This window comes from Chryseobacterium soldanellicola, from assembly GCF_900100115.1.
GTDB classification, from domain to species: Bacteria; Bacteroidota; Bacteroidia; order Flavobacteriales; family Weeksellaceae; genus Chryseobacterium; species Chryseobacterium soldanellicola.
This window is the reverse complement of the sequence record NZ_FNKL01000001.1, coordinates 703,330-716,411: the sequence shown is the minus strand read 5'-3', so window position 1 is coordinate 716,411 and position 13,082 is coordinate 703,330. Positions and strand designations below refer to the sequence as shown.

Here is a 13,082-nt window from a genome sequence, read left to right as displayed (position 1 = left end):
CTTAAAAATTCTACGATGTCAAAACAGGGAGTTTCAAAAATATCCGGAAATCCTACCCCAAAAGTAGGTGAAAAAACAGTCTATACAGTTACAGAATGGTATCCTGCAACACCAAAAGAACAGCGCAATCCCGCATTGGTTACCTGGGAATTGTCAAAAAAACGTTCCAACGGGCAGTTTACGACCACCAATATTACAAAAAAGGGCGACGGAAGCTTCACTTTTGGGGAGGTTGCATCAAAGCATACCTACCGGCTTGAAGCTTATCTTCATGATGCAGAAGGAAAAGGCCCGAGCACAATTGATATCACTCCTCAACCTGCTGAAATTCCAAAAATTAATAAAGTTGAATTATTTTATGTGGATGATTCAAAAGGCACGGTTTTCAGCTATACGGAAAAGCTGGTGGCTAAGGCAAAATGCGTCAATCTTACAGGTGAAAAGCTATTATTTACCCTTTGGGAAGACGATGCAAAAGGTGATGGTCACAATGCAAAGAATCTTTTTGTAGACAGCAGACAAGGCATTGTAGGGAAAAATGGAGAAGCAAGTGTTGAATTTGTTTTAACGAAAGCTTTAATCCAAAAAGCTACGACAGGCGAGATCGATCCAAAGGAACTGGAATTTTATGTCACTGTAGAATATTACAAAGATAAAAAGCACGATACACAAAATATAACGGTTAAAAATCCGGATTATAAATCACCTCAACAACCGCAATCTCAGCCTCAAAAGCCTGCAGCAAGTGCTTCTCAAACCACAACTCCCAAAAAAGCGGAAGGTTCACCGGCGCAGCAGAAACCTGCTTCCCAAAAAGAAGAAAAAGGAATTGTAGATAAAGCAATGGATTGGTGGAATGAGCTTTGGGACTGGCAGGAATCCAAAGGAACCGTAAAGCCTGATCAAAAGCCGACCCCTCAGAAGCCTGAAGGCAAAACGACAAGCATTGTTCAGGAAGTAAAAGCGGAAGATTTAATTGATGCTTATTTCGCTAAAAAAGAATTTACGCTGAAAACCGACGAAGAAGCCGGAACCCAGACCTACACGTTCTCAGGAAGCGGAAATCAGAATATTAATAAAGATAATGTTGCTAAAATTATTAAAGATAAAACCGATAAAGCGGTTATAAAAGATAAAAAATACAGCAAGCTTGATATCATTAAGGCCGCTCTTACAAAAGATAGCTATAATAAAGGCGAAAGCATTACTTTTAAATTATATAAATTAGGTCCCGAATTTAAGAAAATCAACAGTGCTCCGCTTGAAGCCAAAGTTTATCTTATTGCCAAAGCTTCAGGTTTAAATGGAAAACAGGCAACAATTACTGTTAAAGAGAAAGACGGACTTTTCAAAGGTGCACCAAACGCCGTATTACCAATGCTTGAAATTACCGAGCAGCAAATGGAAGAAACTTCAAAAGAAGTTCAGGGTACGGAAAAAACACAGTTTTCGGGCACGATTGAGAATGGTATTGTGAAAATTCCTGTTCATTTGAGACCAAAATCCGATGAAGATTTAAAACAATGGAAAGAAAAATTAAATAAAGGAAAAAAAGAAGGAGAATATACTTATACTTTTAAAAATGCAACCACGATTACCGCCGAAAACAAGAAAGAAATTGCCGGAATTGTTCTGAAAAATGCCAAAGAAGGAAAATCCGATAATCCTAAATTTGCAGAAGGAAAAACTGCCTATGCAGAAGATGTGGAAGCAGCATTGCAGGTAAAAGCTTATGCTGCAGGAGAAAAAATCACATTTGCCACTTATAAAAAAGAACACGAATTTTTATTCTTACAGGCACAGGCAAAAGGCGAAAAACAGCATGATAAAGAATTTCTTAAAAAAGATAAAGAATATTTCGAGGTCGGAAAAACCAAAGCCATCATTTTCCCATTGCTGGTAAAGCCGGAAAACGATAAGGAAAAAACCTGGGGCGAGCATTACTATTGGGCTGCAAGCCAGGGTAATAACATGACAACTTTTAATTCCAACAGAAGCGGCGGAAAAAGAAAACATGCCGGAAGAGATTTATATACTGAGCCAAAAACCACCATTGTTGCAATTGCAGATGGAGTTGTTTTAAAAACAGCACCTTTTTATGCGCAGACAGATTATATCGCAGTTCATCACACCACAAATGACGGCCGTGAATTTATCATTAATTACGGCGAGGTTGATCCCGCCACGAAAAAAGTAAAAGAAGGCGACAAAGTGACCCAGGGCCAGGAATTGGGCGTTACGGGCCATCTCGTAGGCATTACGGTGATCAGCGGACATACGATTTACATGATCCATTTTGAGCATTATTCTGGAGAATTAGGTTTTGATATGGAGAAAAATCATATCTTGACAGGCGACAACAAATACAAACGAAGAGGCGATCTTGTGGATTCGGTTGATATTCTTGAAGAAGGCTACAGAAATACTTTCGGGGAAGATACCGGAAATGAGGACTTATTTACTGAAGAAGACGGGAAAAAAGCCATCGAAGAGCTTTACAAAAAGTATAAAGATCAAACCTGGAAATGGAAATGGGAAGGTTCGGAAGAAGAAGTGGATGTTACCGGAAAAGACCTTGTGACCATTGTTGAAAAAATGTACAGGCTGGAAACAGCGCATTTTAAATCAAAACAATACCAGAACTGCGGAACCGGAGGAATGGAAGTTTTTGGCGACCCGCCGTATTATGGCTGGGATTCCACGCTTTTTGTCGAGCAGCCGGTCGGAACATGGAGTGCTTTTGAAGGAAAAGGATTAAGCGGGGCCGGAGGAAATGCCCAGGTGACGGATAAGAAAAAAGAATTTGTTAAATTACCTTCCGTTCTCGCGGGAATGGAATATAAAGCAAAATATATCATCAAATACAACGGAAATTATGCCCGTTGGTTTAATGCAACCGATACGACGGCTCAGACTTCGTACAGAGATTCGTTAAAAGGTATCAAAGCAAGATTTGTTGATGCGGCTGCGGAATAAATTATAAATTAGAATCATATTTAAGAGTAAAAATGACAAGGATAACATTAATAGTATTTATTTTATTCATGTTTGGCTGTAAAAAAGGGCCAAATAAATCAGAGCAGGTTTTAGCTAAAATCGATACTGCAAAAAATGAAGCAAAAGTTTCAGAATCAAATAAAATATATACATGTGAAGATATATTGCGTGAAATAGTTTTATCAAGTGATGTAGAAGCAGTTAAAAAATTTAAAGATATTTTTATCAGAGTAGAAAATATTTCTGAAGATAAAATCACCATTGAATTATATACGAAAAATAACCTATCCGACTCACCCGGCCAAAAGCAGATCGTAGAAAATGCCGTTGCCTGGCTCGAATTTTTACCTTCATCCAACCAGCTGCAGGATATTACCTTAGACCCGGAAAGTCCTAAGATTGCTAATTATGATAAAAATATCCTCAGTAAAGTCAATATTTTACAGACCTGCGGCATAAAACCAACGACCAAAAAAACTGTTGAAAAAGTAGCCTCCAAAACCGATTGTAAAGAAGTAAAAGGAGAGATGGTAACAGGAGAAGAATGCATGATCGCGTCGGGAACTTTGCAAAGTGTTTATAATGAGATTGTTAATAAAGGCCTCGTTCAGGATTCGAAATTCCTGTCTAAAGAGCTTCCGAAAAAGACAAATTCTATGAATATTAGTGAAAACGAAAGCGGATTGATGCAGGTAAAATACACTATTAATGCTAAAACCATCAATATAGAAATGGATTATCCGGGCGGTGTCACCAACATCGATCTTGAACAAAAAAGTGACGGTATTAAAAGAAAGATTACTTACAGTGCAGATTAACAATTGGAAATATCTTTCCGAGCTGAGCTGAGTAGAATGCCTTTGTGAACTTAAAAGCAGTCAGTTGTTAAAAAATCTTTGCGACTTTGCGTTAAAAACAAAACCATCATATTACTTATTATCATCATAACAAAGCGGTTAATAATTTTTATTGACCGTTTTTTTATGCTTTATTTTTTAACTTCTAAATAATATTTCACCAGATAAAATGTAACAGAATTGATTTTGTGAAATAAAATTTTTGGACTAAATTGCTTATTCCCAAACTACAAACAATATGACCGTTCATTTTATACTTTCCGGAGAAACACTAGAAAGCATATCTGAAGAAATTAAACTCGAAAACCCGAAATACCTTAAAGAATTTCACAATCAACATTGTGCAAAGGAAGATTATATTCTTGATGAATTGATTCCCAGAAAAAGACTGCTGATCCCGGATGCTGAAAAGATCAGAGAATATAACAGCAGAAACGATGCACCTTTTAAAGCTCCGGAATTAAACCCAAAGCTTAATTTTAATCCTGAAAATTTCAGTAAAATATTTTCTGTTGTTATCAATGAAACGAAAGAAATTGAAAATATAACAGATATTAATAGAATTTCTTACACTGTTTCAATAAAATGGATAAGAACCGAAGATAATAATCACATATTTCATCTTTTCAGAAATAATTTTTCAGAAGAAAAAGGAAGCATGATGGCAGATCTTGCGGCGGAATCTATGCGTTTATTAAATCCGGTTGAGGTAAAAACCAACGAAATTGGCGAAGTTTTAGAAATCAGCATTCAAAAGAGAACAATTGATCATTTCAAGAATATTAAAGAACGTCTGACTGACCTTTTTCCGGATAAATATGCAGGAATTTACATTGAAGAGTTTGAATTTATCGCATTAAATAAAGATTTATTTGATCAGCGGATGAAAGAAGATACATTAATCAAGGCTTTTTTCGGTTCGCTGAGAAGTCGGTTTACAAACGGCAAATCTTTCTTCAATTATCAGATTGATGATGATATTTTACTTAGCATTCAACAAAAAGTTGATAATAACAATAATAAAGATGAGATTAATTTAATACAATTCATCACAAAGTTAGAAAAAGATAAAAATTTTAATGGAAAATATATTCTTGATGCAAATTCTGGAATGATTAAAGAGCTGGTAATTACCTACTTTATTTCTCAGTACAGTGTAAAATACACAACTGAAATAATTGTTAATGAAATGATGTAAAATTCATGTTACTAAATAGTTAAGTAATAGTATTAAATCAAAAATCGTAGAATTACGACATCAAATCGTAGAATTACTACAAAAAATAAAATTGCTGTTTAAAAGCTTTTAAAAAATAAATTACGGTTTTATATTTGTATCACAATCACTGAATCACAAAATATTATTAACGATTAAAATTTACAAATCATGGCAGCAAATTCAAGAGGAATCTTAAAATTCAACGGCGGTGAAGGGCAAAAATTATTAAAGTTAAACTACAGCGTTTCAAGATCTACAGACGTATCCGGAAGAGTAGCATCAGACCCTTCAAACGCATTAATCAAAGTTACCGTAGAAGCTACTGAAAAGTCAGACATCTTAGAAAGCTTACTAAACGGGAAATACAAGCCTACAACAGGTGAAATAACATTTAACAAATCTCACGAAGAAGGTACTCTGATCACGCTGAAGTGGGAAAACGGCTATGTGATCCAACATGAAGTAGATTTCGATGCAGTAGACGACAACAGCATGTTGATCAGCTTTGTTGTAAGTGCCGAAATAATCGATTACGGAAATTCGAAATTCGAAGGTTTATGGCCAACAAGCTAGTCACGCAAAACAATTAACATTCATACGAAAAGACTGTCCCTTGAAAGGCGGTCTTTTTACCATTAAAAAATATATCTGCTGCACTAATTCCTATGCTTTGAATAATATTGATATGTCACATCGATAAGACATATTTTATGTTGTGAAAAAAAACTAATATCTTAGTGAAAGAATTAAAATTTTTAATAATAATGGATTAATTTTTGATTAAATTTAACTATTTGATAGAATACACCAAAACCAGATATAATATTAATTTTTGAGAAAAAATACAATGGGAGTACTAGTAACCAATGAGACCGTAAAACAGCTTTTTCACATTGCACAGTCGATTGCAAGGGAAAATTACAACGGAACTTACGGCGGACCGCATATTTTACAGGCTTTGATGCACAAAGATATCGGTCTTAATGAGTTTTTAAAAAGCATAGATAAAGATCCCGGCTATTTCTACGAATGGGCAGACGTGCGAATTGAGGATTATCCCAAAACCACGCACCTTCCCGATGAGGTAGGGGCAGACGATTTTGTGGATGCTATTGTGGAGGAAGCAGATGATATTCGTTTAAAATTAGGCTTGGATGAGATCACTCCGGTTTGTATTTTGACGGCGATTGTAAAGCCGCAGGTTGCTTTTACTTTGCAGCAATTGAAGTCGTTACCGCTCAGAGAACACGAGATTTTTAATTTATACAGAAAAGACACGCCTTACGAATCTTCTGAAAACAGCGAATTTTCTTCCCTGTTTTCAAATGGTTCTGAATATTCGGATAATGCTTTTCCTTCGATTAAAAATTATTGTGTAGACAGAACGGCACAGGCCAGAAAAGGCGACCTTGAAAATATTATCGGAAGAGATAAGGAGCTGAGAATGTTAGTTGAAATTCTTTGCAGAAGAAGCAAGCCAAACGTAATCATCATTGGTGAGCCGGGAGTCGGTAAAACCGCTTTGGTAGAAGGTTTTGCCACTGAAATTATTAAAGGAAATGTTCCCGAAATGTTAAAAAACGGAACTCTTTTAGAATTGGACACGGGAGCTTTATTGGCTGGAACTTCCTACAAAGGAGAAATTGAAGACCGTCTTAAAAAAGTAATTAATGAATGTAAAAAGATCGAAAAAGCGATTTTATTTATTGATGAAATTCACACGCTTTTAGATCCGAAAGGAAGCATCGGAAATGTTGCTAATTTATTGAAACCTGAATTGGCAAGAGGTGAAATCACCGTTATCGGAGCCACGACTCAGGAAGAATATAGAAAAATAATTGAGCCTGAACAGGCTTTTAATCGCCGTTTTGAAGTTTTAACGGTCAATGAGCCGGACGAAAAAACGTGCGTTAAAATGATCGACGTTCTGTTGGAAGGCTATAAAAAGCACCACGGAATTGAAGTTGAAAAAACGGCTCTTCCGGAATGTGTCCGTTTGGCAAAAAGATATTCAAAAGGTAAAAAACTGCCCGATGCAGCAATCGATTTGCTAGACAGAACGATGGCAGCAATCAAAATGCTTGACGAGCTTTCGGAAAAAGAGCTGGAAAGCTGGAAAACAACGTATGAAGCGCTGCAAAACGAAGAATATTTAGACGAAAAAGACAAAGCAGATGAATTGATCTGGAATTATAATTTATTAAGAGATAAAATAAGTCCGATTTTGTGGGGTTCTTTGAGTGAGCAACCGCAAATTGACAATTCAATGCCTGTTGAAGAAATTCAGAAAATCATTGAAGAAACGTTTGCCGAACTTATACAGCACGCATCAAAGAAAAGAGAAAAGGTTGACCGTCTGGAATTGGCAGCGGTAATGGCCGCAAAAACAAACATTCCGATCGGAAAAATCCAGGCTCAGGAAAAAGAAAAATTGCTGAATATGGAAGGCCTTTTGCTGAACAGAGTTGTTGGTCAGGATCACGCGTTGAAGATCCTTTCTGATGCGATTGTTGAAAACCGAAGCGGATTAAATAAACCGGGACAGCCGATTGGTTCGTTCTTCCTTTTGGGACCGACAGGAACAGGAAAAACCGAGCTGGCAAAATCAATGGCGGAACTGCTTTTCAATGACGAAAAAGCGATGGTTCGTTTCGATATGTCAGAATTTAAAGAAGAACATTCGGCGGCACTTTTATATGGTGCGCCTCCGGGATATGTTGGTTACGAAGAAGGCGGAATGCTGGTGAATAAAATCAGACAACAGCCTTACACGGTTGTTTTATTTGATGAAATTGAAAAAGCGCATCACTCGGTTTTTGATGTCTTTTTACAGATCATGGATGAAGGAAAAGTACATGATAAGCTTGGAAAAGAAGGAGATTTCAGCAATGCATTGATTTTATTTACGTCCAATATCGGAAGCGAAGAAATTGTAAAGCAGTTTGAAGAAGGAAAAGTTCCGGAATCATCTTCATTAATGCAGATTATGTCGAATTCAGGACGTTTCAGACCGGAATTTTTGGCAAGAATTACAGAAATTATTCCATTTGCACCGATCACGGAATCTATTGCGGAAAGAATTTTTAATATTCAGTTAAAATCACTCCACGCTTCACTTCACAGACTAGGAATGATCTTGAAAATCAGCGATGAAGCAGTGAAAAATTTAGCTTTAGGAGGATTTAGCAGCAAATACGGAGCAAGACAAATTTCCGGAGTGATAAGATCGCAATTGGCAAGACCGATTTCAAAAATGATCGTGAGAGAAGAAGTGAAATCTGGACAAACACTTCATGTAGACTGGAATCCGGAAGAAAATAAAATAAGCTGGAAAGTGGAATAAAATAAAAGATAAATCATTTTATGATATCCGTAATTGATATAATTAAAGAAATCCTTGCGAGCTTTGCTTTAAAAAAAGCATTATGATTAAAACGGATATTCAAAAATTATTTTCTTAGTTAAAAATTAATAATGAAACCAAATTTCAAACATATTATACTCTTCACAATGTTGCTGGCTTCACCTTTCGTGAACGCACAGTTTCTTACCGCATCCGACACCTCGGAAAGCAGCGTGAAAAGATATAAAAGCATCATTAATGCTAATAAAGAAATCGTTGACTTTATTGAATATTCACTGGTTCAGAAAGGATTACCGAGACATTTGAGAAATTTAGCATTAATTGAATCTCATTTTGACAGAAATATCACTTCTGGAGCCGGAGCAGTGGGAGTTTGGCAGTTTATGACCTCTCACGCCAATCAATACGGGCTTTCGGAACAAAACAGAAACGATCTTTATAAAAGCACAAAAACGGCGACGGTTTCTTTAGCAAATTTGTATAAAAAATATAACAATTGGGTAACTGTAGTCGCTGCATACAACTGCGGTGAAGGAAATATTGCAAAGGCGATGTCTGCTGCAAATTCAACACAATATCATGTTTTTTATAAATATCTTCCTCAGGAAACGATCAATCACGTTAAAAAATATCTGAATGCGTGTTTCGCAACGGGAGAGTTACAAAGTGTTTTAAGCAATTACAATTCTTCCCGGATGAACACGGTTTTTCTGGTCAACGGCGGGACCAAGCAGGATAACGGCGGACTTTCTGAAACTGAAATTAATGCCGGTTTTAGCTTAAAAGTCATTGCAGATGAATTAGACATCGATGTCGACAAAATTCTCGCATGGAACCCCGGAATCACAGAAGAACTACAAAATAAAGGAGAAAGCACGTTGTATTTACCAACAGATTTAATGCCCGATTTTTTATTAAGAAAAAACAAAATCCTTACAAGATCAATCAAAGAAGGAATAAAATAAAGCCAAATAACACCGAAAAAACAGAACACTAAGCGATAATGTTTAATCGATCCAAACACCAGGTAATATGAAAACAGAATCACAAAATATACTAAGCACGCCTTCGTTCCGTCCCTCTCAAAATGCAGACGGAATCTCTGAAAACCATCAGTCAGGAATTAACAGGCTGGTAAAATTATCTTTGGTAATAGAAGGTAAGGTTATAAAATATTATAAGCATTTTAAGTTAAAACAAAGCTCAAAACGTCACCACGAGTTTACGTTGACGTTAGCTCATGATACTTTGGGCGACCGCCAAACGCATACGCTGGAAGAGGCCAATAAATTCCTTGGAAAACGTTTAACAGCCGTTATTTCTTACAAAGATATTGACAACAGTCCGGAAAGAACTTTTGTGGGAGTAATCACGGGAGTTGGCTTCAGTCAGGAAAGAATGAGTCTCGGAAATATTGTTTTATCGGGATACAGTCCTACAATTTTGTTGGACGGTGCGCCTCATATTCAGAGTTTTGGAGGAGCTCAGCCTGTTAATATGGGAATCATTGCGGAAGAAGTCATCAAACAAGGTATTGACAAAAGCCGTTTTGATGTAAGAATTGATACGAATGATTATTCTCAGATCATTTACAGCAGTCAATACGATGAAACGCATTACAACTATCTGGCAAGAATGGCGGAAGCCTATGGCGAGCAGTTTTATTATGACGGTGAAGTGCTTCATTTCGGGAAGCTTCCTGCTCAGAATAAGCCGATCAAATTAATTTACGGCAGCAATGCTAATGATATTCAGGTTGAATTAAAAGCGGTGCACACAAAACCACAGTTTTACGGTTACAACAGCAGTAAAAACGAAAAATTAACTTCAGGCGAAACGCCGATTCAGCATGTTGGTGATTTAGCAAAAACAGCGTACGCGCATAACGATAAAATTTATAAGACGCCTTCACTTCAGGTAGCTCCGATCAAGGCTACAACGCATCTTGATGTAGAATATTCTCAAAGAAGCACGGCGGGAAGTGAAGCCGTAAGTGTATTTTCATTATCCGGAAATACAACCGTTCCGTTCTTACATCCGGGATGTATTGCAGATATCCAGATGAGAAAAGTGGATACTAATGAAAGCTCGTATTTCACTAAAATCATGGTAACGGAAATTACCCATGAAATCGATACAATCGGGCATTACACAGGAAATTTTGAAGGAATTGCTTCGGACACCGGATTTTTACCGAAACCGGAATTTAAAACCCCAAAAGCAGAGCCACAGATTGCAACGGTAATTTCCAATGCAGATCCGGAAGGACAGGGAAGAGTTCAGGTGAGATTCGACTGGCAGAATAACGATACCACCCATTTTATCAGAATGATGAGCCCTGACGCCGGCGGAACGGATCAGGTTTCTCAAAACAGAGGCTATGTCGCGATTCCGGAAGTCGGAGACCAGGTGATGGTGAATTTCGTGCACAGCCATCCCGACAGACCTTTCGTAATGGGCGGGATGTTCCACGGTGGAGTAGCGCTTGGCGGCGGAACTGACAACAGAGTGAAGTCTATTCAGACAAGAAGCGGCCACAGAATTGTTTTTACAGAAGATGAAAGCATTATTATTACAGATAAATCGGGCAATGAAATTCATTTGGACACCACAGGAAGCAATATCACGATTACTGCTCCTGAAACGATGACATTTAATTGTAAAAATATGAATATCAATGTTGTAGAAAATATGAACACCAACGTTGGTATGAATATTTCCGAAATCGCAGGAATGAACAGAAATGCCAACATCGGAATGCTTAATATGGTGAATGTAGGAACCAATTTTATCACTAATGTTACAGGAGAAATGGTGGAATATATTCAGGGAAATAAAGAATCCCACACCGAGAAAGACCGCATAAAAACAAGCAACGGGAAAATAACTACCCAAAGTGTAGGAAACCACGAGCAACATTCTGATAAAGAAGTGCAAAACAATTCCGGAGAGAAATCTAAAAACCATTGATGAATTATGAAACAGACATTCGTAGGTGGAGATATCATAGAAACAACCGGAGGAAATAACCTTTCTTACGCAAAAGATGTGATTGAAAATGTTGGAAGCCAGGTCATTCAGCAGGGAAAAGGAAGTGGCGTAACATACGGTAAACAGGGAGCTCCGCCCAAAAATAACAAAATCTATGACGTTGTCATGTTTGTGGCAGGAACAACCGATCCCGTCAACACAACAGGGCTGAAACATCAGGCTAATACAGATTATTGGCAGGCCAGTAAAGATAACTTCTGGAATAAAATAAAAGAATTAAAACCTCAGTTCCTCAATCTTCATATTGAAGGAAGCTTCTTCAGCTGGTCGGGAGATAACGATACCAAAGAAAGAAACCTTGCAGCAGCCAGACTTCTGGATTTATTGTTAAGAGTGTACAAATTCTGGAAAAATCAGGAGGTTCATATTCATTTGATCGGGCACTCGCATGGTGGAAATGTAATTAATCAGTTCACGGAGCTTATTTCAACAGATTCAAAATATCCTAAAAACTGGAAAGTAAAGAGCATCACGTATTTATCGACTCCGTTTTTTCAGCATAAGCATCAGCTTAATCACAGTAAATTGCATAAGCAATGTAAAATCATCAATGTTCATAATGAATATGATTTAACACAGCAATTAATTGCAGATTTTAGTCTGGTGAATTTGGAAGGTTTGATCAAAGCTTTCCAAATGGATAAATTCGACAGAGGAATAAAAATCCTGAAAAGTGTAAATACAGAAGCTATAACAAAATATCTGAAAGGTTTTCCTACTAAAAGTAAATCGGTTGCCGCATGGGCTGAGATGGCAAAAGCGTTTTTGGGGATCAATATGATTACTGCAGAGTTTATTAATTATATCAATTCCATAAAGCTTGATAATGCGAATTTAACGAACGAGAAAAATACATTCATCAGTCTTTTGAATCAATTTTTACAATGGACTTATGATGTGCATAAAAACTATGCAAACGGAGGAAGCTATGATAAAATAACCTGGGCAAAAAACTTAAACCTGACACAGGGAATGAAAGTTTTAAATGTTCTTTTTGATATTAAAAGTGGCGTTAAAGACAGTTATATTTTAAAATTACTGGCAAAATTGTTCAGAGCCAATGCCGGAATTACAGATTCAATTGAAGTTACATCATGGAATCCGGTAAAACAGACCAAAAGCTTACCAATTTTAGATGTTCCGATCTTTGATAAAGACCCGTATCACAGCAGAAATAAAAGGACACAGTGTAAAAATTTCATTTCAGGAGCTTCGGCGGCTGTACACAACGGTAATTTAGAGGAAGTTTTGATGAGGCTGCTGAGCCAGTTTATTAAACCGACCGAGCTGGAAAAATATATCGATTATATCAACAATGCAGAATATATTATAACAGGAAATCTCGATAAAGAGCTTAAAACATTAAGAGGAAATTTTGAAAGATATCATACATTGGTTCAACAATATTATGCCGATCTTGTAACTGCTAAGGATGAGGAGGAAATTAAGGATTTAATAAAAAGGCCGGGTACTATTCCTTATCTTGCAATGGCCTCTCACAGCCTGAGCCATACCCAGTTTTGGCCTAAAGTGGAAGAAGGGCTGAAAAGCTCATTCAGCTCCGGTAAAAATCCGGGATATATGAAAAAATAAC

Annotated in this window: 8 protein-coding genes; all 8 read left to right on the top strand. The window is 37.0% G+C overall.

The features are described 5' to 3' along the window. Positions 1 to 15: 15 nt before the first annotated feature. The 8 genes from BLT04_RS03035 to BLT04_RS03000 all read left to right on the top strand — a co-directional run bounded on the left by BLT04_RS03035 (position 16) and on the right by BLT04_RS03000 (position 13,081). Complete coding sequence (locus BLT04_RS03035) at positions 16 to 2,976, top strand: M23 family metallopeptidase (RefSeq protein ID WP_089753536.1); 2,961 nt, start codon at positions 16 to 18, stop codon at positions 2,974 to 2,976. A 32-nt stretch (positions 2,977 to 3,008) separates the two neighbouring features. After that, complete coding sequence (locus BLT04_RS03030; protein WP_139166205.1) at positions 3,009 to 3,815, top strand: hypothetical protein; 807 nt, start codon at positions 3,009 to 3,011, stop codon at positions 3,813 to 3,815. Positions 3,816 to 4,092: 277 nt separating this feature from the next. Continuing rightward, complete coding sequence (locus BLT04_RS03025) at positions 4,093 to 5,052, top strand: hypothetical protein (protein ID WP_089753532.1); 960 nt, start codon at positions 4,093 to 4,095, stop codon at positions 5,050 to 5,052. A gap of 189 nt (positions 5,053 to 5,241) precedes the next feature. Then, on the top strand, positions 5,242 to 5,646 hold the full coding sequence (gene tssD / locus BLT04_RS03020) for a type VI secretion system tube protein TssD (RefSeq protein WP_170828417.1): 405 nt from the start codon (positions 5,242 to 5,244) through the stop codon (positions 5,644 to 5,646). 274 nt (positions 5,647 to 5,920) lie between these two features. Further along, positions 5,921 to 8,416: an ATP-dependent Clp protease ATP-binding subunit gene (locus BLT04_RS03015; RefSeq protein WP_089753528.1), complete on the top strand. Its 2,496-nt coding sequence runs from the start codon at positions 5,921 to 5,923 to the stop codon at positions 8,414 to 8,416. Positions 8,417 to 8,547: 131 nt separating this feature from the next. Next, positions 8,548 to 9,402 carry a lytic transglycosylase domain-containing protein gene (locus BLT04_RS03010; RefSeq protein WP_089753526.1) on the top strand — a complete coding sequence of 285 codons (855 nt, stop codon included), beginning with the start codon at positions 8,548 to 8,550 and terminating at the stop codon, positions 9,400 to 9,402. A gap of 67 nt (positions 9,403 to 9,469) precedes the next feature. Beyond that, a complete protein-coding gene (locus BLT04_RS03005) occupies positions 9,470 to 11,407 on the top strand; it encodes a type VI secretion system Vgr family protein (RefSeq protein WP_089753523.1) in 1,938 nt (645 codons plus the stop codon). A gap of 6 nt (positions 11,408 to 11,413) precedes the next feature. Beyond that, entirely contained in the window at positions 11,414 to 13,081 is a 1,668-nt protein-coding gene (locus tag BLT04_RS03000; RefSeq protein WP_089753521.1) for a hypothetical protein, read from the top strand. Position 13,082: the final 1 nt, after the last annotated feature.

Excerpts from the sequence above, each read along its gene's own strand:
- BLT04_RS03035 (WP_089753536.1), top strand. The coding sequence starts at position 16 with ATGTCAAAACAGGGAGTTTCAAAAATATCCGGAAATCCTACCCCAAAA.
- BLT04_RS03030 (WP_139166205.1), top strand. The coding sequence starts at position 3,009 with ATGACAAGGATAACATTAATAGTATTTATTTTATTCATGTTTGGCTGT.
- BLT04_RS03025 (WP_089753532.1), top strand. The coding sequence starts at position 4,093 with ATGACCGTTCATTTTATACTTTCCGGAGAAACACTAGAAAGCATATCT.
- tssD (WP_170828417.1), top strand. The coding sequence starts at position 5,242 with ATGGCAGCAAATTCAAGAGGAATCTTAAAATTCAACGGCGGTGAAGGG.
- BLT04_RS03015 (WP_089753528.1), top strand. The coding sequence starts at position 5,921 with ATGGGAGTACTAGTAACCAATGAGACCGTAAAACAGCTTTTTCACATT.
- BLT04_RS03010 (WP_089753526.1), top strand. The coding sequence starts at position 8,548 with ATGAAACCAAATTTCAAACATATTATACTCTTCACAATGTTGCTGGCT.
- BLT04_RS03005 (WP_089753523.1), top strand. The coding sequence starts at position 9,470 with ATGAAAACAGAATCACAAAATATACTAAGCACGCCTTCGTTCCGTCCC.
- BLT04_RS03000 (WP_089753521.1), top strand. The coding sequence starts at position 11,414 with ATGAAACAGACATTCGTAGGTGGAGATATCATAGAAACAACCGGAGGA.